The organism is Stenotrophomonas sp. GL_111 (assembly GCF_057835245.1).
In genome coordinates, this window is record NZ_CM174421.1 from 3,145,636 (window position 1) to 3,169,237 (window position 23,602).

The 23,602-nt window shown below is 67.2% G+C and carries 19 protein-coding genes; 9 read left to right on the forward strand and 10 right to left on the reverse strand.

The window, feature by feature from the left end:
* Window positions 1-7: 7 nt before the first annotated feature.
* The 5 genes from lepB to rpoE form a co-directional block, all read right to left on the reverse strand.
* Window positions 8-802: a signal peptidase I gene (gene lepB, locus AC3IPM_RS14085; RefSeq protein ID WP_489300570.1), complete on the reverse strand. Its 795-nt coding sequence runs from the start codon at window positions 800-802 to the stop codon at window positions 8-10.
* Between the two features lie 87 nt (window positions 803-889).
* Window positions 890-2,680, reverse strand: a complete 1,791-nt coding sequence (lepA, locus tag AC3IPM_RS14090; protein ID WP_489304155.1) for a translation elongation factor 4 — start codon at window positions 2,678-2,680, stop codon at window positions 890-892.
* Between the two features lie 167 nt (window positions 2,681-2,847).
* Complete coding sequence (locus AC3IPM_RS14095) at window positions 2,848-4,383, reverse strand: DegQ family serine endoprotease (protein WP_489300572.1); 1,536 nt, start codon at window positions 4,381-4,383, stop codon at window positions 2,848-2,850.
* Between the two features lie 97 nt (window positions 4,384-4,480).
* The gene (locus AC3IPM_RS14100) at window positions 4,481-5,356 is read right to left on the reverse strand and encodes a sigma-E factor negative regulatory protein (RefSeq protein ID WP_489300573.1); all 876 of its coding nucleotides are present in this window, start codon (window positions 5,354-5,356) and stop codon (window positions 4,481-4,483) included.
* An 8-nt stretch (window positions 5,357-5,364) separates the two neighbouring features.
* Entirely contained in the window at window positions 5,365-5,985 is a 621-nt protein-coding gene (gene rpoE / locus AC3IPM_RS14105) for an RNA polymerase sigma factor RpoE (RefSeq protein ID WP_489300574.1), read from the reverse strand.
* Between the two features lie 236 nt (window positions 5,986-6,221).
* Between rpoE and AC3IPM_RS14110 the strand changes: the two genes are divergently transcribed.
* From AC3IPM_RS14110 to AC3IPM_RS14125, 4 genes are all read left to right on the forward strand, one after another.
* Window positions 6,222-8,285: a 3-hydroxyacyl-CoA dehydrogenase NAD-binding domain-containing protein gene (locus AC3IPM_RS14110; protein ID WP_489300576.1), complete on the forward strand. Its 2,064-nt coding sequence runs from the start codon at window positions 6,222-6,224 to the stop codon at window positions 8,283-8,285.
* Between the two features lie 164 nt (window positions 8,286-8,449).
* Window positions 8,450-9,313 (forward strand): pirin family protein, encoded by an 864-nt coding sequence (locus tag AC3IPM_RS14115; RefSeq protein ID WP_489300577.1) that lies wholly within the window; start codon window positions 8,450-8,452, stop codon window positions 9,311-9,313.
* 97 nt (window positions 9,314-9,410) lie between these two features.
* Window positions 9,411-10,133, forward strand: a complete 723-nt coding sequence (gene aqpZ / locus AC3IPM_RS14120) for an aquaporin Z (protein ID WP_489300578.1) — start codon at window positions 9,411-9,413, stop codon at window positions 10,131-10,133.
* A gap of 250 nt (window positions 10,134-10,383) precedes the next feature.
* Window positions 10,384-10,845, forward strand: coding sequence for a hypothetical protein (locus AC3IPM_RS14125; protein ID WP_489300579.1), 462 nt, complete (start codon window positions 10,384-10,386; stop codon window positions 10,843-10,845).
* A 50-nt stretch (window positions 10,846-10,895) separates the two neighbouring features.
* Here AC3IPM_RS14125 and AC3IPM_RS14130 read toward each other — a convergent pair whose 3' ends face one another.
* Window positions 10,896-11,747, reverse strand: a complete 852-nt coding sequence (locus tag AC3IPM_RS14130) for a pirin family protein (RefSeq protein ID WP_489300581.1) — start codon at window positions 11,745-11,747, stop codon at window positions 10,896-10,898.
* Between the two features lie 230 nt (window positions 11,748-11,977).
* Between AC3IPM_RS14130 and AC3IPM_RS14135 the strand changes: the two genes are divergently transcribed.
* Window positions 11,978-14,059, forward strand: a complete 2,082-nt coding sequence (locus AC3IPM_RS14135; protein ID WP_489300583.1) for a carbon starvation CstA family protein — start codon at window positions 11,978-11,980, stop codon at window positions 14,057-14,059.
* Window positions 14,059-14,283, forward strand: coding sequence for a YbdD/YjiX family protein (locus AC3IPM_RS14140; protein ID WP_489291758.1), 225 nt, complete (start codon window positions 14,059-14,061; stop codon window positions 14,281-14,283). The genes AC3IPM_RS14135 and AC3IPM_RS14140 overlap by 1 nt, the downstream gene beginning before the upstream one ends.
* Before the next feature lie 111 nt (window positions 14,284-14,394).
* Here AC3IPM_RS14140 and AC3IPM_RS14145 read toward each other — a convergent pair whose 3' ends face one another.
* The 4 genes from AC3IPM_RS14145 to AC3IPM_RS14160 form a co-directional block, all read right to left on the reverse strand.
* The gene (locus AC3IPM_RS14145; RefSeq protein WP_489300585.1) at window positions 14,395-15,534 is read right to left on the reverse strand and encodes a DUF3103 family protein; all 1,140 of its coding nucleotides are present in this window, start codon (window positions 15,532-15,534) and stop codon (window positions 14,395-14,397) included.
* A 261-nt stretch (window positions 15,535-15,795) separates the two neighbouring features.
* The gene (locus AC3IPM_RS14150; protein ID WP_489300586.1) at window positions 15,796-17,046 is read right to left on the reverse strand and encodes a DUF819 family protein; all 1,251 of its coding nucleotides are present in this window, start codon (window positions 17,044-17,046) and stop codon (window positions 15,796-15,798) included.
* Between the two features lie 142 nt (window positions 17,047-17,188).
* Complete coding sequence (locus AC3IPM_RS14155; protein WP_489300588.1) at window positions 17,189-18,511, reverse strand: sensor histidine kinase; 1,323 nt, start codon at window positions 18,509-18,511, stop codon at window positions 17,189-17,191.
* The gene (locus tag AC3IPM_RS14160) at window positions 18,498-19,199 is read right to left on the reverse strand and encodes a response regulator transcription factor (protein ID WP_489300589.1); all 702 of its coding nucleotides are present in this window, start codon (window positions 19,197-19,199) and stop codon (window positions 18,498-18,500) included. Before AC3IPM_RS14160 ends, AC3IPM_RS14155 begins: the two co-directional genes overlap by 14 nt.
* Before the next feature lie 124 nt (window positions 19,200-19,323).
* Between AC3IPM_RS14160 and AC3IPM_RS14165 the strand changes: the two genes are divergently transcribed.
* The 3 genes from AC3IPM_RS14165 to AC3IPM_RS14175 all read left to right on the forward strand — a co-directional run bounded on the left by AC3IPM_RS14165 (window position 19,324) and on the right by AC3IPM_RS14175 (window position 23,584).
* The gene (locus tag AC3IPM_RS14165; protein ID WP_489304157.1) at window positions 19,324-21,048 is read left to right on the forward strand and encodes an ArnT family glycosyltransferase; all 1,725 of its coding nucleotides are present in this window, start codon (window positions 19,324-19,326) and stop codon (window positions 21,046-21,048) included.
* 110 nt (window positions 21,049-21,158) lie between these two features.
* Complete coding sequence (locus AC3IPM_RS14170) at window positions 21,159-21,935, forward strand: phosphatase PAP2 family protein (RefSeq protein WP_489300590.1); 777 nt, start codon at window positions 21,159-21,161, stop codon at window positions 21,933-21,935.
* The gene (locus AC3IPM_RS14175; protein ID WP_489300592.1) at window positions 21,932-23,584 is read left to right on the forward strand and encodes a phosphoethanolamine transferase; all 1,653 of its coding nucleotides are present in this window, start codon (window positions 21,932-21,934) and stop codon (window positions 23,582-23,584) included. Before AC3IPM_RS14170 ends, AC3IPM_RS14175 begins: the two co-directional genes overlap by 4 nt.
* Window positions 23,585-23,602: the final 18 nt, after the last annotated feature.

Here is a 23,602-nt window from a genome sequence, read left to right on the forward strand (position 1 = left end):
TCATGGATCAATTGATGCCCGAGCCGATCCGCGACGGCTCGAAACCGTCCTTGCAGAACCAGCCCGAGCAGTTCAGCCAGATCAGGAAGGCCTTGCCGCGCAGGTTTTCCTCCGGCAGCAGGCCCCAGAAGCGGCCATCATCGCTGTTGTCACGGTTGTCGCCCATCACCAGGTACTTGCCAGCCGGCACGGTCCACTGGCCATCGCCGCGCGGGTAGTCGGTCTCCAGCACGGTGTGAGTGCGGCCCGGCAGGTGCTCGACCAGCAGCGAGCTGCCCTCGCCCTGGCCACGGTGGCCGGCGTACAGGCCCTTGTTGTCGTACTTGAGCGGCTGGCCGTTGAGGATCAGCCCGTTGCCCTGGAACACGATCTCATCGCCCGGCACGCCGACCACGCGCTTGATGAAGTTCTCGCCCTTGGCCGGATCGTTGTCCGAATGGCCGGGGAAGTGGAACACCACCACGTCGCCGCGCTTGGGCTCGCCGATCGGCACGATCTTGGCGTTGTTCAGCGGCAGGCGCAGGCCGTAGGCGAACTTGTTGACCAGGATGAAATCGCCGATCAGCAGGTTCGGCATCATCGAGCTGGACGGGATCTTGTAGGGCTCGGCGATGAAGCTGCGCACCACCAGCACGATCGCCAGCACCGGGAAGAACGCCCGTGAGTAATCCACCAGTACCGGCTCGGAGTCCAGCAGCCCGGCGCGCTGGGCGCGGCGCCTGGCGAAGTACAGCTTGTCGGCCAGCAGGGTCAGGCCCGAAGCCAGCGTCAGTACGACCAGGAGGATCTCAAACAATTTCATGCAGTGTCCTTGGGAACGATTGCAGGGTGCGGGGGCGGCGGCACCGGACCGGTGCCGCGTGCCGCTGCCGGGGACGGTCGTCCGACCTTACTTGTCCATCTGCAGCACGGCCAGGAAGGCTTCCTGCGGGATTTCCACGCGGCCTACCTGCTTCATGCGCTTCTTGCCTTCCTTCTGCTTCTCCAGCAACTTCTTCTTGCGCGAAACGTCGCCACCATAGCACTTGGCCAGCACGTTCTTGCGCATGGCCTTGACCGTGCTGCGGGAGATGATCTGCGAGCCGACGGCGGCCTGGATGGCCACGTCGAACATCTGCCGGGGGATCAGTTCGCGCATCTTCTCGCACAGTTCGCGGCCGCGCCGATCGGCATGGCTGCGGTGCACGATCAGCGACAGGGCGTCGACCTTGTCGCCGTTGATCAGCACGTCCACGCGCACGAACGGGCCCGCCTCGAAGCGCACGAAGTGGTAGTCCAGCGAGGCATAGCCGCGGCTGACCGACTTGAGCTTGTCGAAGAAGTCCAGCACCACTTCGGCCATCGGCAGCTCGTAACTGATCTGCACCTGGCTGCCCAGGTAGTTGATGCCGATCTGGCTGCCGCGCTTTTCTTCGCACAGCTTGATGATGCTGCCGATGTACTCCTCGGGGGTGAGCACGTTGGCGCGGATGATCGGTTCGCGGATTTCCTGGACCAGGTTCACCGGCGGCAACTTGGCCGGGTTGTCCATGTCGATGATCGTGCCGTCGTTCTTGAGCACTTCATAGACCACGGTCGGCGCGGTGCTGATCAGGTCCAGGTTGTATTCGCGCTCCAGACGCTCCTGCACGATTTCCATGTGCAGCATGCCCAGGAAGCCGCAGCGGAAGCCGAAGCCCATCGCCTCGGAGCTTTCCGGCTCGAAACGCAGCGCCGCGTCGTTCAGGCGCAGCTTGTCCAGCGCTTCGCGCAGGTCCGGGTAGTCCTCGGCATCGACCGGGAACAGGCCGGCGAACACGCGCGGCTGCATCTCCTGGAAACCGGGCAACGCGTGCGGGGCCGGGTCCGACGCCAGGGTCAGGGTGTCGCCCACCGGCGCGCCGTGCACGTCCTTGATGCTGGCCGTCACCCAGCCCACTTCACCGGCACGCAGCACCGGCAGCACTTTCCGCTTCGGGGTGAACACGCCGACGTTGTCGACCTGGTGGTTGCGCCCGGTGGTCATCACCTGCAACTTGTCACCGGCCTTGATCTGGCCCTGCATCACGCGCACCAGCGAGACCACGCCGAGGTAGTTGTCGAACCACGAGTCGATGATCAGCGCCTGCAGCTTGTCGGTATCGCGCGGCACCGGCGGCGGAATGCGATGCACGATCGCCTCCAGCACGTCCACCACGTTCAGGCCGGTCTTGGCACTGACGGCCACGGCGTCGGTGGCATCGATGCCGATCACCGCTTCGATCTCGGCCTTGGCGCGGTCGATGTCGGCGGTGGGCAGGTCGATCTTGTTGATCACCGGCACCACTTCCAGGCCCTGCTCCACTGCGGTGTAGCAGTTGGCGACCGACTGCGCTTCCACGCCCTGGGCCGCATCGACCACCAGCAGCGCGCCTTCGCAGGCGGCCAGCGAGCGGCTGACTTCATAGGAGAAGTCGACATGCCCGGGGGTGTCGATGAAGTTCAGGTGGTAGGTCTGGCCGTCCTTCGCTACATACGGCAGCGAGACCGACTGGGCCTTGATGGTGATGCCACGCTCGCGCTCGATCGGATTGGAGTCGAGCACCTGCGCCTCCATTTCGCGGGCCTGGAGGCCGCCGCAAAGCTGGATGATGCGATCGGCCAGCGTGGACTTGCCGTGGTCGACGTGGGCGATGATGGAGAAGTTGCGGATGAACCGCATCGGATCAGAAGACATAGGTGGCGGCGGCGCGTCGCGTCGTCAGGATGACTGCGGATTATCGCATGGCCGGCCCGGTCCCGCGTGGGCGAGCCTGCGATTGCCCGGATTGCCCCGGCAGAAACGACCGGGCCCGCCGAAGCGGGCCCGGAAACGCAGGCAGGACAGGCTTACTGGCCGGCCTTAACCGGGACAAAGGCACTGTTGCCGTTGGCGCGGATCAACAACATGACCACATCGCCCTTGCCGTAACCGGCCAGCGCCTTGTTCAGCGCAGCCACGTTGCCCACCGGGGTCCGCCCGACCTGGAGCACGACCATGCCCGGGGACAGCCCGGCATCACGGGCCGACGCCCCGCTGACCCGGGTGATCCGCACGCCCTCACCGGCCGACAGCCCCAGCTGCTGGCGCTGCGGGGCGGTCAGGTCGGCCACATCCAGGCCCAGCAGGGCGTTGGCGCCTGCCTCCGGCTTGGCCGCTTCGGCGGCCGGACGGTCCGCGCCGCGCTCGGCATCCTCGGCCAGTTCGGTCAGGGTCGCGGTGATGTCGCGCTCCTTGCCTTCGCGCAGCACGACGATGCGCACCTTGCTGCCCGGCGGCAGCGCGCCGATCAGCGGCGGCAGGTCGCTGGACACGTTGATCGGGGTGCCATTGACCGAACGGATCACATCGCCGACCTCCAACCCCGACTTCGCCGCCGCACTCCCGGGGACAAGCTGGTTGACCAGGGCACCGCGGCTGTCGGGAAGCTTGAAGCCCTGCGCCACCTCGCTGGTCACCGCACCCACCATCGCGCCCAGCTGGCCACGGCTGACCCGGCCGGTCTTCTTGATCTGCTCGACCGCGCCCATGGCCAGGTCGATCGGGATCGCGAAGCTGATGCCCATGTAGCCGCCGGAGGCGGAGAAGATCTGCGAGTTGATGCCGACCACTTCACCGCGGGTATTGAGCAGCGGACCGCCCGAGTTGCCTTGGTTGATGGCCACGTCGGTCTGGATGAACGGTACATAGCGCTGGTCCGCGCCCCCGGTGCTGCGGCCCACGGCACTGACCACGCCGGCGGTGACCGAGTGATCCAGGCCGAACGGCGAGCCGATCGCGACCACCCACTGGCCCGGCCTGAGCGTGTTGGAATCGCCCACGCGCACCGTGGGCAGGTTCTTGCCGTCGATCTTGAGCAGGGCCACGTCGTACTGCTGGTCACTGCCGATCACCTTGGCGGTGAATTCACGGCGATCGCCCAGCTTGACCTTCACTTCGCTGGCGTCGGCCACCACGTGGTAGTTGGTCAGCACGTAGCCGTCGGCGGAGATGATGAAGCCCGAGCCCATGCCACGGCCTTGGATGCGCGGGCTGTCGTCCTGGCCACCGGGGCCCGGGCCCTGCCCCGGCATCTGGAAATCGGGGCCGAAGAAGCGCCGGAAGAATTCGGGCATTTCATCGTCGCCCGGCCCCATGCCACGTGCCTGGCGGTTGCTGCGCACGATGGTGGTTTCGACATTGACCACGCCCGGGCCCACCTGTTCAACCAGGTTGGTGAAGTCCGGCAAGCCCGAGACCAGCGGCGCGGCCGGCGCGCGCGGGGCGGTGGCGGCAGCAGCGGGTGCGGCCGGGCTGGCCGTCGGGGACGGCGCCTGGGCGCAGGCCACCATCGGCAGGGTCAGGGCCAGCAGGGTCATGGCCTGGGTACGCATGCGGGAAGTCATCAGACTCGAGCCTCCGGGTCAGGGAAAGAAGCAGGGGGAAGCGATCCGGCGTCGTCGAAGCCGGATCACGGGAAGGAATAACGGGCGCAGCGGTGGATCAGTCGCGGTGCCTGCGTGGCGGCGGCGTGTCGGATTCCACATCCTGCAGGCGCGGTTCGAACGGATAGAACGCGGCCTGCGGTTCCTGCGCGGAGAAGCTGGCATTGAGCGCCCCACCGGCCGCCGGGGCCAGGCTGGAGCGCGGCCACGGCTTGGCCTGCAGGCTGCCGACATCACCGAAGGGGAACTGGCGGGCCTGCGCGGCAGGCACCGCCGGGGTCAGCGGGGCCTGGCTGGCGATGGCGCGCTGGGGTTGGACACTGCGCTCAGCGGCGCTGCGCGCGGCCTGCTGGGTGCGGGTGGCACTGGCGCGGCGCACCGCGGCGACATCCTGGCGGCGGCTGGCGGCGGCGACCGCCGCAGCCGGCACGGCAGCGACGGCCACGGCGGCCTCGACCGAGGCGGCGGTGCGGGCCGGCGGCGCGGGCGGCAGTTCGGCCTGGCTGGCGATCACCGTGGTGGGGGTCTCCAGCGGGGGTTCGCTGGGCAGTTGTTCGCGGGTCATGAACATGGCCACGGCGGCCACTGACGCGGCCAGTGCCGCACCACCGCCCCAGCGTCGCCAGCCACTACGGCGTTGCCGCGCCGGTGCGGCGGCGGCCGGTTGCGCTATCCGTGGCTCGGCCGCCACGGCTGCCTGTACCCGCGCGGCGAAATCGACCGGCGCCGGTGCGCAGGCCTGGCCGCGCAGCGCATCGCCGAGCAGTTGCCAGCGCTCGTGGCAGCCGGACAGCGCGGCATCGTGCTCGAGCCGGCGCAGCATGAAGCGCGCCGCATCGGCCGACAGTTCGCCGTCGATCAGCGACGACAGCTGCTGGCGGTTGTGGGCGTCGAGTTTGTCCGGCACAGCGCCGGTGGATCCAGGGTTTGTCATATCGTGGCTCATGCGCGGCTCTTCTCGCGGGTGGCACTGCCGATATCCAGCAGCGGCCGAAGTTCAGTGTCGATCGCCTCACGGGCACGGAAGATCCGCGACCGCACGGTGCCGATCGGGCACCCCATCTTCTGCGCGATTTCGTCGTAACTCAGGCCGTCCACCTCGCGCAGGGTGATGGCCGATCGCAGTTCCTCCGGCAGTGCCGAGACCGCCTTCATCACCGTCTGCTCCAACTCCTGGCGCATCAACTCGCGCTCGGGGGTGTCGGTGTCGCGCAGGCGGGTGCCGCTGTCGTACTGCTCAGCGTCCCCGATGTCGATGTCATCGGTGGGCGGTCGGCGGTTGTGGGCGGCGAGATGGTTCTTGGCAGTATTCACGGCGATCCGGTGCAACCAGGTATAGAACTGGGCATCCCCCCGGAAACTTGCGATCGCGCGGTAGGCGCGGACGAAAGTGTCCTGGGCGACGTCCTGACATTCACTCCAGTCGGCGATGTAGCGCCCGATCAACGCAACGATCCGGTGCTGGTACTTGCGTACCAGAACATCGAACGCCGCACTTTCGCCGCGCTGCACGCGCCGGACCAGCTCCAGGTCCAGCTCCTGTGGTGTTTCAACCTCGGCCATGGGGGGCCGCACTCCTGTCAGCCCAACCGACGTCGGGCAATGAGACTGCCAATCCCGGGAAAAGTTCAGCGACCGATCACACGACGCCGCACCAGCTTTTAACCACCGTTCCGTTAAGGTTCCCGATCACGGCAATGAACCGGGCCGCCCCACTCCCCTGCTATTGGGATTTGACGGGGAGGAAACAACCTCTGGATCATAGCCCCCTTCTCCATACACAACCGGATGGAACGTCCATGCTTTCAGGCTTCGATGGGCTGCGCTTCTCACATTGGCACCCACAGATCCGTGACGATGGCGTGGTGGTGCTCAGCCTCGACCGCCACGACAGCAGCGTCAACGCGATGTCCCAGGACGTGCTGCTGGAACTGGGCGACCTGATCGAGCGGATCGCCATGGACCCGCCCAAGGCGGTGGTGATCCAGTCGGTGAAGGCGGCCGGCTTCATCGCCGGTGCCGACCTCAAGGAATTCCAGGAATTCGACCGCCGCGGCACCGTCAATGACGCCATCCGCCGTGGTCAGAGCACCTACCAGAAGCTGGCCGAGCTGCCCTGCCCGACCGTGGCGGCCATCCATGGCCACTGCCTGGGCGGCGGCACCGAGCTGGCGCTGGCGTGTCGTTACCGGGTGGCTTCCAACGACACCTCGACCCGGATCGGCCTGCCCGAAACCCAGCTGGGCATCTTCCCCGGCTGGGGCGGCAGCGCGCGCCTGCCGCAGCTGGTCGGCGCGCCCGCGGCGATGGACATGATGCTGACCGGCCGCACCCTGTCGGCCTCGGCGGCGCGCAGCATCGGCCTGGTCGACAAAGTGGTCGCGCCCGCCGTGCTGCTCGATACCGCCGTGGCGCTGGGGCTGTCGGGTACCACCCGGCCGTTCAAGCAGCGCGCCACCGCCTGGGCCACCAATACCTGGCTGGCGCGCAAGCTGCTGGCCCCGCAGATGACCAAGCAGGTGGCGCGCAAGGCCAAGCGCGACCACTACCCGGCGCCGTATGCGCTGATCAACACCTGGGCCCGCACCGGTGGCAGCAGCATCCAGGTGCGCCTGGACGCCGAGCGTCGCGCGGTGGTCAAGCTGGCCAGCACCCCGACCGCCCGCAACCTGATCCGCATCTTCTTCCTGACCGAGCGGCTCAAGGCGCTGGGGGGCAAGGATCACGGCATCACCCACGTGCATGTGGTCGGTGCCGGCGTGATGGGCGGTGACATCGCCGCGTGGTCCGCTTACAAGGGCTTCAACGTGACGTTGCAGGACCGCGAGCAGCGCTTCATCGACCCGGCCATGGAACGCGCGCAGGCGCTGTTCGCCAAGCGGGTGAAGGACGAGGCGCAGCGCCCGGCCGTGGCCGCGCGCTTGAAGGCCGACCTGGCCGGTGACGGCGTGGCCGTGGCCGACCTGGTGATCGAAGCCATCATCGAGAACCCGGAAGCCAAGCGCGCGCTCTACCAGACGCTGGAGCCGAAGATGAAGGCCGATGCGCTGCTGACCACCAACACCTCCTCGATTCCGCTGGTGGAACTGCGCGACCACATCCAGCGCCCGGCGCAGTTCGCCGGCCTGCACTACTTCAACCCGGTGGCGCAGATGCCGCTGGTGGAAATCATCCATCACGACGGCATGGCCCCGGAAACCGAGCGCCGGCTGGCGGCCTTCTGCAAGGCGCTGGGCAAGTTCCCGGTACCGGTGGCCGGCACCCCCGGCTTCCTGGTCAACCGCGTGCTGTTCCCGTACATGCTGGAAGCGGCCACCGCCTACGCCGAAGGCGTGCCGGGCCCGGTGATCGACAAGGCCGCGGTCAAGTTCGGCATGCCGATGGGCCCGATCGAACTGCTCGATACGGTGGGCCTGGACGTGGCTGCCGGCGTGGGCAAGGAACTGGCACCGTTCCTGGGCCTGCAGATTCCTGCAGCCCTGCAGACGGTGGAATCGGGCAAGCGCGGCAAGAAGGATGGCCAGGGCATCTACAAGTGGGAAAACGGCCGCGCGCAGAAGCCCGACGTGCCGGCCAACTATGTGGCACCGGCCGACCTGGAAGACCGCCTGATCCTGCCGCTGCTCAATGAAGCTGTCGCCTGCCTGCACGAAGGCGTGGTGGCCGATGCGGACCTGCTCGATGCCGGGGTGATCTTCGGCACCGGCTTCGCGCCGTTCCGTGGCGGCCCGATCCAGCACATCCGCGCCACCGGCGCCGATGCACTGGTCGAACGCCTGAAGGTGCTGCAGCAGCGCCATGGCGATCGTTTCGCGCCACGCCCGGGCTGGGACGATGCGGCACTGCGCGAACCGGTGATCTGAGCTTGCCGACGTGATCCCACAACAACGCCACCGCAAGGTGGCGTTGTTGTTCATGGACGGCATCCGCTGCACCGGCTGCAACAACCTGTTGCCCGGATGGGGCATACAGTCATCACAGGTGCATGCCATCCTGCCCGCCTGTCCCCGCCAGCGAGAAAGCCCGCATGACGACCATCATTGCTCCCCGTGTCCACGATATCGGGGGCCTGCAGGTGCGCCGCGCCGTCCCGACGCTGCAGGCACGCAGCGTCGGCCCGTTCGTGTTCGTCGACCAGATGGGCCCGGCCGTGCTCGCCCCCGGCACCGGCATCGACGTGCGCCCGCACCCGCATATCGGCCTGGCCACCGTCACCTTCCTATGGTCCGGGGCCATCGGCCACCGCGACACCCTGGGTTCGGACCAGGTGATCCGCCCGGGCGACGTCAACTGGATGACCGCCGGCCGCGGTATCGCCCACTCCGAGCGCACCCCGCCGCCGGAACGCGAACACGACCACCCCATCCACGGCATGCAGACCTGGCTGGCGCTGCCGAAGAATTTCGAGGAAACCGATCCGGCCTTCTATCACCACGCCGCCGCCACCCTGCCGCAGCAGCGCCGTGATGGCGCCTGGCTGCGCGTGATCGCCGGGCGTGCCTACGGCGAGGAATCGCCGGTCAAGGTGTTCGCCGACACCCTCAACGTGGCCATCGACCTGGACGCTGGCGCGGAAATCGACCTGGATACCACCCACGTCGAACGCGCGTTGTATGTGCTGGAAGGGGATGCGCAGCTCGACGGTGTCGACATTCCGGCCCAGCACCTGATCCTTCCCGAGCACAACGCACGCGGCCGGCTGCGCGCCAAGACGCCGATCAAGGCCATGCTGATGGGCGGCGAACCACTCGATGGCCCGCGCCACCTGTGGTGGAATTTCGTCTCCAGTTCCAAGGAACGCATCGAGCAGGCCAAGCACGATTGGGACGCCGGCCGCTTCGGCACCATTCCCGGCGATGACAAGGAATTCATTCCGCTGCCCGATCACTGAGCCGCTCGTCGGCGTCTTTACGCATTCTTCACCCCGATGAATCCCGATTCAGCTACGGTCTGACTGCCCACCCCGGGCATCTCGTGGAGACCGATCGATGAGCATGGGCAAACGTCTGGCAGCCGAGTTCCTCGGCACGTTCTGGTTGGTGTTGGGCGGTTGCGGCAGCGCCGTGCTGGCGGCCAAGTTCGGCGGTGATGGCAACCCGCTCGGGATCGGCTTCCTCGGTGTGGCGCTGGCCTTCGGCCTGACCGTGCTGACCGGTGCCTATGCGTTCGGGCATGTCTCCGGTGCCCACTTCAATCCGGCGGTGAGCGTCGGGCTGTGGGCCGGCGGCCGCTTCCCGACCCGCGACCTGCTGCCCTACATCGTGGCCCAGGTGCTGGGTGGCCTGCTGGCCGGCTTCATCCTGCTGCAGATCGCCTCCGGTGCCCCCGGCTTCGCCATCGATGGCAGCCAGGCCGGCGCATTCGCCAGCAACGGCTACGGTGCCCTGTCGCCCGGCGGCTACAGCATCGCCGCCGCCTTCCTGTGCGAAGTGGTGCTCACCGCGGTGTTCCTGATCGTGATCATGGGCGCCACCCACGGCAAGGCCCCGGCCGGCTTCGCCCCGATCGCCATTGGCCTGGCGCTGACCCTGATCCACCTGATCAGCATCCCGGTCACCAACACCTCGGTGAACCCGGCCCGTTCCACCGCCGTGGCCGTGTTCGCCGGCAGCGGTGCACTCGGGCAGCTGTGGCTGTTCTGGCTGGCGCCGCTGCTGGGCGGGTTGATCGGCGGCATCGTCTACAAGTGGATCGGCGCCGAGCCGCGCTGAACGCAGCACGCTGAATGGGGGGGCGCGATCCACGGCGGATCGCGCCCGGCCTACGCAAATAGATTCATCTGACACCAATATTTGTAGATGCAGTCACATTCCGTTAAGGTCCAGATCACCACGCCGTCACCTGACGGCAGGGCGTTCCGGGACGCGCATGGGGAAGTGCGCACCCACGGCCTGGGTTGTCAGCGGCCACCGGACCCCTCCTGCCAGGCACGCGCGCGGCCATTCCGACCTTGGGGGAAGCATGAACATCCTGCGCGTTGCTGTATGCCTGGGCCTGTCGTTGTCTGCCACTGCCGTATCGGCACAATCGCCCACCGAATGCCCTGCACTGCCCGCCAGCAGCGGCCTGCAATGGCAGCAGCAGGCGCAGGCCGAGTTGTTGTTGTGCAAGGCCAATACCGGTGATGGCCGCGAAGTGCTCAGCCTGATCCTCAGCGCGCGCGACCCGTCGCTGCCGTTGAACCGTTCGCTGCGCCAGGAAAAGGGCACGTTTGCCGGGGAATCGCTGTACTGGTACCAGCCCGATCTCGGCGGCCAGAAACCGCCGGGCTACGACACCCGGCGCATCACCGTGGTCAAGCTCGACAAGAACCGCTACGCGCAGATCGCGTTGTATGCCGGCGATGCGCAGGAGCTGGGCTCGCTGCAGACGCTCACCCAGGGCATGAACCTGACGCCCTCGGCCGTGGCCGCCGGGCGCTGACGACGGTGGGGATGCGGCCATGCGCGCATCCCCCCATCTTCGTTGCCGCGTTAGAACCGGCCTTCCTGGAAATCGACGAAGGCCTGCATCAGTTCCTGCTTGGTGTTCATCACGAACGGACCATGCCGCATCACCGGCTCGCGCAGCGGGCGACCGGCCACCAGGATCAGCCGCGCGCCGTCGGCACCGGCCTGCAGCTGCAGCAGTTCGCCACCGCCCAGTACCGCCAGTTCCTGGCGTGCGACGGGGCGTGCATCCTCGCCCTGCCCGACCGTGAGCCCACCTTCGAACACGTACGCAAACGCGTTGTGTCCTTCCGGCAGGGCGTATTCCCAGCGCGCGTCGGCGTCCAGGGTGATATCCAGATAGACGGGATCGGTCGCCGGCTGCGCAATCGGCCCGGCCACGTCACCGACCTGGCCGGCGATCACCTTCACCTGCACGCCCGCCGCCGGCGTGACGACCGGGATGCGCTCCGGTGCGAATTCCTGGTACTTCGGGTCGGTCATCTTGTCGCGCGCGGGCAGGTTCACCCACAGCTGGAAGCCGCGCATCTGGCCGGACTCCTGCTCGGGCATCTCCGAATGCACCAGGCCGCGCCCGGCGGTCATCCACTGCACACTGCCCGGGGTCAGCAGGCCTTCGTTGCCGTGGTTGTCCTTGTGCCGCATGCGGCCATCGAGCATGTAGGTGACGGTTTCAAAGCCGCGGTGCGGATGGCTGGGAAACCCGGCGATGTAGTCCTCGGCCCGGTCGGTGCCGAATTCATCCAGCAACAGGAACGGGTCCAGGTCGGGCAGCGACGGGCCACCGATCACCCGGGTCAGGCGCACGCCGGCGCCATCGGACGTGGCCATGCCACGGATGGTGCGCTGCACGCGCACCGGGGTTGGGCTGCTCATAGCGACTCCAGGATCAGGAAACCAGGACCAAGATGGGCGCCAGGCCACGCGCGGCCAACCCTCATGCCCGCAACCGATTGTTCCAGACGTGGCGTGCCCGCTGTCCGCATCGGCGCGCACGCCACGTTGCGACCTACGACCAAAGTACTAGCGGCAAGCCACCGTCTTCGCATTGACCCTGTCGGTGCCAGGGCGGACTCTTACGTGGATCTCCAGGGAGACGCAATCTCATGAAAGGTTTTTCCAAGCTGGGCTGGGCAGCGCTCGCACTGCTCGGTGCGTTCTGTCTAGGCACCGTCGCGCTGCGCCGGGGTGAGCAGATCAACGCACTGTGGATCGTGGTTGCCGCGGTCTCGATCTATCTCATCGCCTACCGTTTCTACAGCCTGTTCATCGCCGACAAGGTGATGCAGCTCGATCCGACCCGGGCCACTCCGGCGGTGCTCAACAACGACGGCCTGGACTACGTTCCCACCAACAAGCACGTGCTGTTCGGCCATCACTTCGCCGCGATCGCCGGTGCCGGCCCGCTGGTGGGCCCGGTGCTCGCCGCGCAGATGGGCTACCTGCCCGGCCTGCTGTGGCTGGTGGTCGGCGTGGTGCTGGCCGGTGCGGTGCAGGACTTCATGGTCCTGTTCATTTCCAGCCGCCGCAACGGCCGCTCGCTGGGCGACCTGGTGCGTGAGGAAATGGGCCAGGTGCCCGGCACCATCGCGCTGTTCGGTGCCTTCCTGATCATGATCATCATCCTGGCGGTGCTGGCGATGGTGGTGGTCAAGGCATTGGCCGAGAGCCCGTGGGGCATGTTCACGGTGATCGCCACGATGCCCATCGCGATCATGATGGGCATCTACATGCGCTACATCCGCCCCGGCAAGATCGGTGAGATCTCGGTGGTCGGGCTGATCCTGCTGTTGCTGGCCATCTGGTACGGCGGCAGGATCGCGGCCGACCCGGTCTGGGGCCCGGCCTTCACCTTTACCGGCGTGCAGATCACCTGGATGCTGATCGGCTACGGCTTCGTCGCCTCGGTGTTGCCGGTGTGGCTGCTGCTGGCGCCGCGCGATTACCTGTCGACGTTCCTGAAGATCGGCACCATCGTGGCGCTGGCGATCGGCATCCTGATTGTGATGCCGGAACTGAAGATGCCGGCGCTGACCCAGTTCGCCGCCAGCGGTGACGGCCCGGTGTGGAAGGGCGGAATGTTCCCGTTCCTGTTCATTACCATCGCCTGCGGTGCGGTATCCGGTTTCCACGCGTTGATCGCCTCGGGCACCACGCCCAAGCTGCTCGCCAATGAGCGCCACATGCGCTACATCGGCTACGGCGGCATGCTGATGGAATCGTTCGTGGCGGTGATGGCACTGGTGGCGGCCTCGATCATCGATCCGGGCATCTACTTCGCCATGAACAGCCCGGCCGCGGTGATCGGTGCCGATGCCATTTCGGCTGCGCACTACATCAGCACGACCTGGGGCTTCAGCATCACACCGGAGCAACTGGAAGCAACGGCGGCGGCGATCGGTGAGCCAACCATCCTGCATCGCGCCGGGGGTGCGCCGACGCTGGCGGTGGGTATCGCGCAGATTCTGCACCAGGCCATTCCCAGTGGCAGCAACGCGATGATGGCGTTCTGGTACCACTTCGCGATCCTGTTCGAAGCACTGTTCATCCTGACCGCGGTGGATGCCGGCACGCGTGCCGGACGCTTCATGCTGCAGGACCTGCTGGGCAACTTCATTCCGGCGCTGAAGAAGACCGAATCGTGGACGGCGAACATCATCGCCACGGCCGGTTGCGTGGCGCTGTGGGGCTACCTGCTGTACACCGGCGTCAAGGATCCCTTCGGTGGCATCCAGACCCTGTGGCCGCTGTTCGGCATCTCCAACCAGATGCTGGCAGGCATCGCGCTGATGCTCGGCACCGTGGTGCTGTTCAAGATGAAGCGCGAGCGTTTTGCCTGGGTCACCGGGGTACCGGCGGTGTGGCTGCTGATCTGCACCACCTACGCCGGGTTGATCAAGATCTTCGACAAGAACCCGGCCCAGGGCTTCCTGGCCCAGGCGCACAAGTTCCAGGACGCCATCGCCACCGGCACCATCACCGCGCCGGCCAAGAGCCTGGACCAGATGCACCAGATCGTGGTCAATGCCTACGTCAACACCAGCCTGACCGTGTTGTTCCTGTTCGTGGTGTTCTCGATCCTGTTCTATGCGATCAAGACGATTGTCGTGGCGCGTCGCAATCCGCAGCGCAGTGACAAGGAAACCCCGTACGTGGCGCTGCAGCCGCACCAGATGGCGGACCTGTGATGAGTACCGAACTGGTTCCGGTTGGGCAGTACCAGGCACATCGGCGGCTGTGGCGGCGGCTGGTGCAGACAGCGCGGCTGTGCTGCGGGATTCCCGACTACGACAACTATGTGCGGCACGTGCGGGAGAACCATCCGGACCGCGAGCCGATGGACTACAAGACGTTCTTCCGGGAGCGCCAGGAGGCGCGCTACGGGGGAAAGAACGGTGGCCGCTGTTGTTGAGCGGGCCGTTGCGGTGAACTGAAAACAGCGGCGCGAAAGCGCCGCTGTTTTTTTGTTCATGGCACAGGATAGCGCCACGCCATGCGTGGCTGCCTTTGCGTCAGGACCCGATCACTCCGTAAGCGTGATCGGGGTCAAGGTGACGCGCGCATTGTTGGCCGCGCCCATGCGGTCGGTGTAGCCCTCGCCGCGGCGCAGGAGATAGAAGCTGTCCAGGTAGTCCGCGTCGTTGCTGAACCAGCCAGTGGGCATGGCCTTGAGGATGGCGCCGGCGATATCGGCAATGACGGCGTACTCCGGGGCGAATGCGCCCAGCGCGGCCTTGACGCCGTCGGTAAGCGCCACCAGCAAGGCCTGGTAGTTGGTGTCGCCGTCGTCTTCGAACAACTGCACATTGGCGGCGTTGAAGCGGTAGTTGCCCCAGATCACCAGCGGCTGCATCGGCTGGTAGTCGGTGTTGTCGTTGTCCAGGTACGGCAGTTCGACGGTGACCATCTCCGGCGCGGCCGCATCGACCTGCAGCCCGGAGACCACCGCGAACACTTCGGCATCGCCCAGCGCCCAGGGCTCCTGGTCATCGGCCAGGCGGATGCGGTCGAGCCGGGTGATGTCCAGAGAGGCCTGCCCATTGGCGGCCTGGGTGATACGCTCGGGCGACTGCAGGCCACGTGCGCGCATGCCGGCATTGAGCAGGGCCATGCCCTCCTTGACCGCGGTACGGGTGTCGATGTCCACGATCAGCACCGGGAACGCCGGGGCGGTATGCGCGTCGAGCAGGTGCGCACGGCCGCGCGGGTCATAGGCGGTGAGTGAGGTCCATTGGCGGTCGTCACCGCGCGGCAGTGCCGCGACCCACAACTGTGCCGGGGCGACCTGGGCCAGCGTGGTGCCGCTGGGCACAAAGGCACGCACCTGCAGCAGACCCTCGCCGGCGGCGGGCAGGCCTTTATGCGCGCGCACCTGGCGATCGTGCGCCGCCAGTGTGCGGGTGGCCGTGGTGCGGCCCTGCGGGTCGAACCGCGCCATCAGCGCAGCCAGTGGCACGCCGCTCGTCGGCTGCTGCTGCAGGCTACGGGTGAGGGTTGCGGCGAAGCCGGGCTGGGCCATCAATGCGGCCAGTTCACGGGCGCTGGCGTCCGTGCTCTGCTGCACGTCCGGGCCCGGTGGGGGCAGCGGCTGGGCGAACGCCCCCAGCGCAACAGAGAACAACAACAGCGACGTACCGCCCAACAGCCAACGTGGCATGTTCATGGTGCTTCCTGGTTGAAGGCCGATTGCCATCGGCAGAGGTGCCACCGCCCCCCTTCCACGCGGTGATGCATGGAAGCAGACATTACGAAGCCTATCGGCGCGGCGCCGGTACCCAACGCACAGTTCGAGTCGAATCGTGGAGCGCAAGCTGAAACGACTTTGCCCGAAGGATCGATGCCGTCGATGCTGGTTCCGCCCCCCCAAACGCAACGGGGCGGCCCCAAGGCCGCCCCGTTGCGATACATGCAGCGCGTGCTGCGCTTATGCGCCGGCCATCCATTTCAGGATGAGGCCGGTAACGTAGGCCAGGCCGGTGCCGGTGGCGTAGCCCACGGTGCCCAGCAGTACGCCGACCGGGGCCAGGGTCGGATGGAAGGCGGCGGCGACGACCGGCGCCGAGGCGGCCGCACCGATGTTGCCCTGCGAGCCGATGGCGAAGAAGAACAGCGGCGCGCGCACCAGCTTGGCCACGATCCACAGCACCAGGATGTGGGTCAGCATCCAGATCACGCCGAGCACGAACAGCCACGGGCGGTCCAACAGGGACAGCAGGTCCATCTGCATGCCGATGCAGGCGATCAGGAAGTACAGGAACAAGGTGCCCAGCCGCGAAGCGCCGGCCGCTTCCAGACGACGCGCGCGGGTGAAGCTCAGGCCCAGGCCGAGTGCGGTGGACAGCAGCACCACCCACACGAACGGGCTGTCCATGCTGAACTGCGCGGCCCAGCTGATGTTGGCCTTGAACCAGCCGGCCAGCGGCACGGCGATGGCATGGGCCAGGCCCACCCCGCCGAGCGCCACGCCCACGATCACCATCAGGTCGGTGAGGCTGGGAATGCGGGCGTTCTGCGCCTCGTAGGCGGCGATGCGCTCCTTCATCGCGTCGATCGCACGGGTGTCGGCACCGTTGCGCGCATCGATCTGCTTGGCGCGGTTGGCCAGGAACAGCAGCACCGCCATCCACAGGCTGGCGCAGGCCACATCGACCACGGCGAACTGGCCGAAGGTGGTGGCGTCGGTACCGAACACCTCGCGCATCGCCACCATGTTGGCGCCGCCGCCGATCCAGCTGCCGGCCAGTGCGGCCATGCCGGCCCAGGTATCGCCGGCCACGGTCGGCGGGTGGATCCACGACATCAGCTGGAACGACACGATCGCGCCCAGCATGATGCCCAGCGTGCCGGCGGCGAACACCAGCAGCAGCTTCGGGCCCAGCTTGATCACGCCCTTGAGGTCGATGGACAGGGTCAGCAGGACCAGCGCGGCCGGCAGCAGCACGTCGCGCGCGATCGGGTTGTACAGCTTGGTGTTGTGGCCATCGATGAGGCCGGCGGTGTTGTAGATGGCCGGGATGAAATAGCACAGCAGCAGCGCCGGTACCCAGGCGAAGATCTTCTTCAGCAGCGGGGTCGGGCCGCTGGCGGCCCAGAAAATCAGCGCCAGGGTGGCGGCGATCAGGCCGAGGCCGACGATGTCATTGGTGATCAGGGCAGTACTGGGTTCGGTCGGCATGACGCCATCCTCTGTCGATCGAAGGGAAAGGGCGGCGCGGCGCGCGCCCATAAAAAAAGCGCCACATAAAGCGGCGCTCCGGTGGAGCTTAACATTGTCTTCACGCTATGCCACGGTGCGGCGCAACGCGGAGGGGGGTGGATTACGCCACAGCCCCCTGCCCCCCATCCGGCAGTGAGGCGCCCAGGTCGAGAATCACCCGGGTGCCGCGCGGCGCGCAGGGCTCGATCTGCAGCGCCCAGCCCAGGTGCTCGCAGAGCTTGGCGATCAGCTCCAGGCCGATGCCGCTCTGTTCATTGCGGTTGCCACGCGCCATCCGGGCATAGACCGCAGCGATTTCCTCCGGGGTCATGCCATGGCCCGGGTCCTGCAGGGTCACGACCGCCTGTGCCGATATCTGGATGTGGATGGTGCCACGGCCGCTGTTTTCGATGGCATTGCGCAGCAGGTTGCCGATGGCCGCCTGGACCACGCCGAGCGGCGCGATGATATCGACCCGGGCCAGGCCGTCGATCTCGATCCGCAGGTCCTTGTCGCCCATCAGATGCCGGTGGTCTTCGATGATGTCCGGGACCAGCAGGTCCAGCGCGATGCGCTCCTTCAACGCGGCCAACCGAGCCGGCTCGCGGGCCAGCACCAGCAGCAGCTGGATCAACTGCTCCACGCCCTGCGCGGTACGGTGCACGCGCTGCATCTGCTGGCGCGCACGCTCGGGGACACCGGGCTCGCCCAGCGCCAGTTCGGCGGCACCGGTGATCACCGCGATCGGGGTGCGCAGCTCATGGCTGGCGGTGCTGATGAAAATCCGCTCGCGCTCGACGAACTGTTCGTTGCGGGTCAGGTAGTCGTTGAGCGCGTTGGCGATCACGTACAGCTCCGAACTGCCGCGCGGATCGACGTCGATGCGCTGCCCCGGCACGCCCGGCTTGAGCGCATCGATGCGCTTGGCCAGCGAACTCAGCGGGCGCACCAGCCGGCCCACGCCGAACGAGGCCATCAGCACGGTCACGATGATCATCACCACGCCCGCCAGCATCACCCAGCGCGTGGCGAACTGCTCGAGTTCGTGGAAATCGTTGATGTCCAGCACCAGTGCCAATCGCCCCAGCTGCGGGGTATCGCGCACCATCACCGCACTGGAACGGTCGCCGACGATGATGCCGTCGTGCAGGCCCGGATGCAGCGTGCGCAGGCTTTCGGGCACACCGTCGCTGCCGTTGATGTAGAACAGGCGCAGCGTGTCCGAGTCCTGCCAGCGGTAATGCGGCTCGTGCTGGATGTGGTTGACGATGCTGTCCAGCTCGGAGTTGAGCAGCGCACGCCAGGCCGAATGTTCGGCATGTTCGTGCACGTAGTTGCCGACACTGAACACCGCGAGCGAAATCAACCCCAGGTAGGCCAGCAGCCACCACACCATGCGCCGATGCAGTGGCGCCGGCCGACCGCGCAGACTAGGCAGTTTCATCAACACTGCCCGATGCACTGACACCCAGCCGATAACCGACCCGTGGCAGGGTATGGATCAGCTTCTGCTGGAACGGGCCGTCCACGCTGCGGCGCAGCTCATATACGTGCGAGCGCAGCAGGTCGCCGTCGGGCAGTTCATCGCCCCACAGCGCGAACTCCAGCTGCTGCCGGGTCACCGCGCCGGGACTGGCGCGCATCAGCACTTCCAGCAGCTTGCGGCAGGCCGGGTACAGGTGCAGCACCTGGCCATCGCGATGTGCCTCCAGCGTGGCCAGGTCGAGCTTCAGATCAGCCACCTCCAGCACCTTGCGCGGATTACGCCCCGTGGCCCGGACCATCAGCGCTTCAAGCCGCACTTCCAGCTCGGGCAGCGCGAACGGCTTGGTCAGGTAGTCATCGGCGCCGGCACGGAACCCGGCGATCTTGTCGGGCAGTTCATCGCGCGCGGTGAGCATGATCACCGGCACCTCCGAGGCATGCTCGGCGCGCAGCCGGCGCAGCACCTCCGGGCCTTCCATGCGCGGCAGCATCCAGTCCAGGATCAGCGCGTCATAGGGATGGGTGGCGGCCAGATGCAGCCCGGTGATGCCGTCGGGGGCCACGTCGAGCACATGCCCGCGCGACTCGAAATAGTCGAACAGGTTGGCGACCAGTTGGCGGTTGTCTTCAATGACCAGGAGCCGCATGGCAGACTCTCGTAAGCGGGTCCGGCCATGGTAGCGGGATCCGTGTCGGAATCTGGTCGCAATGGCGGCCCTCCGACGCTTTTCCTACGCTGTCGGGGAGACAGTAGTGGTTTTGCTGAAGGGTCTGCGCGTGTCTGACGCCTTGTTGCTGCGCCATCGCTGGCGGGTCCTGGCCTGTGTGGCCATCGTGCTGGCCCTGCTGGCCGGCATCGGCCTGCGCCAACCTTCGCCACCGGATGAGCCGCGCTTCGTGCTGGCCGCGCGGGCCATGGTCGACACCGGCCACTGGCTGCTGCCGCATCGTGGCAGCGAGCTGTACGCCGAGAAGCCGCCGGTGTTCATGTGGATGCAGGCGGCCAGCCACCAGCTGCTCAACGGTTGGACCGTCGCCTTCCTCGTGCCCTCGCTGCTGGCCGCCTTGGCGACCCTGCTGCTGAGCTGGGACCTGGCGCGGCGGCTGTGGAACCGGCGGATTGCCTGGTGGGCGGTGCTGGCGTTGTTCAGCTGCCTGCAGTTCGGGCTGATGGCCAAGCGCGCACAGATCGACATGGTGCTGGTGGCGCTGACCACGCTGTCACTGTGGGGCCTGCTGCGGCATCTGCTGGAACGGCCCAATGCGCGTGCGCTGTGGATCGCCGGGTTTGCTGCCGGGTTGGGCACGGTGACCAAGGGCGTGGGCTTCCTGCCGCTGCTGGTGCTGCTGCCGTGGGTGCTGTGGCGCTGGCAGCTGCGTCGACGTGATGGTGGCGGACCCGCCGATGGCGCCGCACGCCTGTTGTGGTGGCTGCTGCCGGCCTTCCTGCTGGGCACCGCGGTATGGCTGGCGCCGCTGGGCATTGCCCTGTTGAACGATCCCGAGCCCAGCCTGCAGGCCTATGCCCGCGAGCTGCTGTTCAAGCAGACCGGCACCCGCTACACCAACGCCTGGCACCACGTGCAACCGGCCTGGTACTACCTGCAAGTGATGGCCACGCTGTGGCTGCCCGGCAGCCTGCTGCTGCCGGCCCTGGTGCCGGGCTGGTGGCGGCGGCTCAAGCGCCTGGACGGGCGCTGGTGGCTGCTGCTGGGCTGGTCGCTGCTGGTGCTGGCGTTCTTCAGCGCCAGCCCCGGCAAGCGCGAGGTGTACATCTTCCCGATGCTGCCGGCGCTGTGCGTGGCCGCCGCGCCGCTGCTGCCCGGCCTGCTGCGCCGGGCCGGGCTGCGCTGGCTGCTGTGGGGCTACGTGATGCTGCTGGTGGTGGCCGCGCTTTACCTGGGCGCACAGCTGCTGTCCGGCAGTGCCTGGGCGCATGCGCAGCTGGCGCGACGGGCGATGCCGGACAGCCTGCTGCCGGTGCTGGGCACCTGGCTGCTCGGCTTCGGCGTGGTGCTGGGGCTGCTGGCGCTGTGGTGGCGGCAACGCCGCGCCGGTGCGTTGGTGGTGGTCACCGCCCTCCTGCTCTGGAACCTGTACGGCTGGGGCCTGATGCCGGCGCTGGACCCCTACAGCTCGGCCTCGGCGCTGATGCAGCGCGTGGGCGAGCGGATCGGGCCACAGGCGCAGCTGGGCCTGCTCGGCTGGCGCGAGCAGAACCTGCTGCAGGCCGACCGCCGCGTGACCGAGTTCGGCTTCAAGCGCCCGTGGGACCAGCAATGGCAGGACGCCGGCCCGTGGCTGGCGCGGGCACCGGGCGAGCGCTGGCTGCTGGTACTGGATGCGGCAATGAGCCCGTGCGTGGACAAGGCCCAGGCCATCGACATCGGCAGCAGCAACCGCAACCGGTGGCTGCTGGTGCCGGGAAGCGCATGGCGTGTCGATTGCGACGCCCACCTGCCGGCCGATGCCGCTGCCGCGGACGACCAAGACTGAACGGATGACGCACGAGGCCGCGACTTAACCTGCGGCCAACATCGCTCCGACCACTCTCCGACACAACGCTGACGACCATGGCCGCGGATCATCCCGCCGGCTATCGCCACATGTCTTCAGCGTCTGCAGTTCCGCTCACCGTTGTCCCCACGGCAATCCCTGCCTCTCCGCATTTCCTGCGCCAGCACCTGTGGCTGCCACTGCTGGCGACACTGGCGGTCAGTGGCGTACTGATGAGCCTGGGTGGCGACCAATGGCTGGCCGACGCGTTCTATCGGCTTGAAGGCCACCAATGGGCGCTGCGGGACGCCTGGCTGACCACCCATCTGGTGCACAAGGCCGGCAAGTGGGCGAGCACGGCCGCGGCGCTGGTGGTGATCGTGCTGTGCTTCCACGCCTGGCGCCGCCCGCGCCTGGAGGCCCTGCGCTGGCCGCTGCTCTACCTGGTGCTGGCGGTGGCGCTGGGCACCGGCATGGTCTCGCTGCTGAAGTCGATGACCAACATGGATTGCCCCTGGGACCTGGCGCGCTACGGCGGGCTGCGCGAGTACATCGGCCTGTTCGCTTCACGGCCACACGACATGCCGCGTGGCATCTGTTTCCCCGGAGGGCATTCCAGCGCGGGGTTCGCTTGGGTATCCCTGTACTTCTTTGCCCTGATGCTGCGCCCGGCCTGGCGCTGGCGCGGGCTGGCGGTCGGGCTCGGTGCGGGGCTGCTGTTCGGGCTGTCGCAACAACTGCGGGGGGCACACTTCCTGTCGCACGACCTGTGGACACTGGCGACCTGCTGGGGCGTGTCGCTGGCGCTGTACCTGGGTGTGCAGAAAATCACGGCGCGCAGCGGTCACGCGCGTTCGGCACAGGCATTGCAAGGAGAGCAGGCATGAGTGCATCGCTGCCGCGTACCGCACGTTTTCCCGCGCTGAGCCAGCTCCGCGCCTGGCGCCCGCAGTGGTCCACCGAAACCCTGATCACCGTGACCAGTGTGTTCTTCGCGCTGGCCTGCAACGGCCTGTTCTGGCACAGCGCGATGGCCACCCATCCGGGCAGCGTGCGCTTTGCCGTATCGCTGTTCCTGTTCCTGGTGGGGGCGCACTGCCTGCTGATGGGCCTGCTGGTGTGGCGCTGGAATGCCAAGGTGGTGATTGGCGTGCTGCTGATCGGCACCGCGCTGGCCGCGCACTACATGAGCAGCTACCACATCTATCTGGATGCGGACATGCTGCGCAACGTGCTGGCGACCGACCACAAGGAAAGCCGCGAGCTGATGACCCCGGCAATGCTGCCGCCATTGTTGCTGCTGGCGCTGCTGCCGATGCTGGTGTTGTGGCGCGTGCAGCTGGTCAAGCGCGGCTGGGGCAAGGCCCTGTTGTGGCGTGCGGGCTTCCTGCTGCTTTCGCTGGTGGTCGCCCTCGGCGGGGCGATGCTGTCCTTCCAGGAAATGTCCGCGTTGATGCGCAACCAGCGCGAAGTGCGTTACCTGGCCACGCCGGGCAACTTCCTGCTCGGCCTGCCCAAGGCGCTGCGCGGCGACAATCCGATCCAGCGCGCGCCGAAACTGCCGATCGGTACCGATGCCAAAGCCACGCCGCGTGCCGCCGACAGCCGCCCACGACTGCTGGTGATCGTGATGGGCGAAACCGCGCGTGCACAGAACTGGGGGCTCAACGGCTACGCCAAGCAGACCACCCCGGAACTGGCCCAGGCCAGCGTGATCAATTTCCCGGACATGCATTCCTGCGGTACCAGCACCGAGGTATCACTGCCCTGCCTGTTCTCGCCGTATGGCCGCCACGACTACGACGAAAAGAAGATCCGCGCGCACCAGTCGCTGCTGCACGTGCTCGAGCATGCCGGCATCAAGACCTTGTGGCGTGACAACCAGTCCGGGTGCAAGGGGGTATGCGAAGGCCTGGACATGCAGGCGCTGGACGATGCCAAGAACCCGCAGCTGTGCGCCAACGGCCGCTGCATGGACGAGATCCTGATCGATGAACTGGCCACGCAGGTGCGTGCCAAGCCGGGTGACCGCGTGGTGGTGCTGCACCAGCTGGGCAACCACGGCCCCAGCTACTACGAGCGCTACCCGGCCCGCTTCCGCCGCTTCACCCCCACCTGCGATACGCCGGACCTGGGCAAGTGCAGCCGCGAGCAGATCACCAACAGCTACGACAACTCACTGCTGTACACCGACCACTTCCTGGCGCGCACGATCGGCACGCTGCAGGGCATGGACGACTACGACACGGCGATGATCTACCTGTCCGACCACGGCGAATCACTGGGCGAAAAGGGCCTGTACCTGCACGGCGTGCCGTATGCGATCGCCCCGCAGGAACAGACCCGCGTGCCGATGACGATGTGGTTCTCGCCCGCGTTCGCCGCCAACCGCGGCCTCAACCTGGCCTGCGTGCGCCAGCGCGCGGCCCAGTACACCGACCACGACAACCTGTTCCCGTCGGTGCTGGGCCTGATGCAGGTCAAGACCTCGGTGTACGAGCGCGACCGCGACCTGTTCGCGGCCTGCGAGGGCTGAGGCACGCGGCCGCCGTGC

Bases quoted from the DNA above. Each gene is read 5' to 3' on its own strand.
- lepB (WP_489300570.1), bottom strand. From the start codon at position 802: ATGAAATTGTTTGAGATCCTCCTGGTCGTACTGACGCTGGCTTCGGGC.
- lepA (WP_489304155.1), bottom strand. From the start codon at position 2,680: ATGCGGTTCATCCGCAACTTCTCCATCATCGCCCACGTCGACCACGGC.
- AC3IPM_RS14095 (WP_489300572.1), bottom strand. From the start codon at position 4,383: ATGACTTCCCGCATGCGTACCCAGGCCATGACCCTGCTGGCCCTGACC.
- AC3IPM_RS14100 (WP_489300573.1), bottom strand. From the start codon at position 5,356: ATGACAAACCCTGGATCCACCGGCGCTGTGCCGGACAAACTCGACGCC.
- rpoE (WP_489300574.1), bottom strand. From the start codon at position 5,985: ATGGCCGAGGTTGAAACACCACAGGAGCTGGACCTGGAGCTGGTCCGG.
- AC3IPM_RS14110 (WP_489300576.1), top strand. From the start codon at position 6,222: ATGCTTTCAGGCTTCGATGGGCTGCGCTTCTCACATTGGCACCCACAG.
- AC3IPM_RS14115 (WP_489300577.1), top strand. From the start codon at position 8,450: ATGACGACCATCATTGCTCCCCGTGTCCACGATATCGGGGGCCTGCAG.
- aqpZ (WP_489300578.1), top strand. From the start codon at position 9,411: ATGAGCATGGGCAAACGTCTGGCAGCCGAGTTCCTCGGCACGTTCTGG.
- AC3IPM_RS14125 (WP_489300579.1), top strand. From the start codon at position 10,384: ATGAACATCCTGCGCGTTGCTGTATGCCTGGGCCTGTCGTTGTCTGCC.
- AC3IPM_RS14130 (WP_489300581.1), bottom strand. From the start codon at position 11,747: ATGAGCAGCCCAACCCCGGTGCGCGTGCAGCGCACCATCCGTGGCATG.
- AC3IPM_RS14135 (WP_489300583.1), top strand. From the start codon at position 11,978: ATGAAAGGTTTTTCCAAGCTGGGCTGGGCAGCGCTCGCACTGCTCGGT.
- AC3IPM_RS14140 (WP_489291758.1), top strand. From the start codon at position 14,059: ATGAGTACCGAACTGGTTCCGGTTGGGCAGTACCAGGCACATCGGCGG.
- AC3IPM_RS14145 (WP_489300585.1), bottom strand. From the start codon at position 15,534: ATGAACATGCCACGTTGGCTGTTGGGCGGTACGTCGCTGTTGTTGTTC.
- AC3IPM_RS14150 (WP_489300586.1), bottom strand. From the start codon at position 17,046: ATGCCGACCGAACCCAGTACTGCCCTGATCACCAATGACATCGTCGGC.
- AC3IPM_RS14155 (WP_489300588.1), bottom strand. From the start codon at position 18,511: ATGAAACTGCCTAGTCTGCGCGGTCGGCCGGCGCCACTGCATCGGCGC.
- AC3IPM_RS14160 (WP_489300589.1), bottom strand. From the start codon at position 19,199: ATGCGGCTCCTGGTCATTGAAGACAACCGCCAACTGGTCGCCAACCTG.
- AC3IPM_RS14170 (WP_489300590.1), top strand. From the start codon at position 21,159: ATGTCTTCAGCGTCTGCAGTTCCGCTCACCGTTGTCCCCACGGCAATC.
- AC3IPM_RS14175 (WP_489300592.1), top strand. From the start codon at position 21,932: ATGAGTGCATCGCTGCCGCGTACCGCACGTTTTCCCGCGCTGAGCCAG.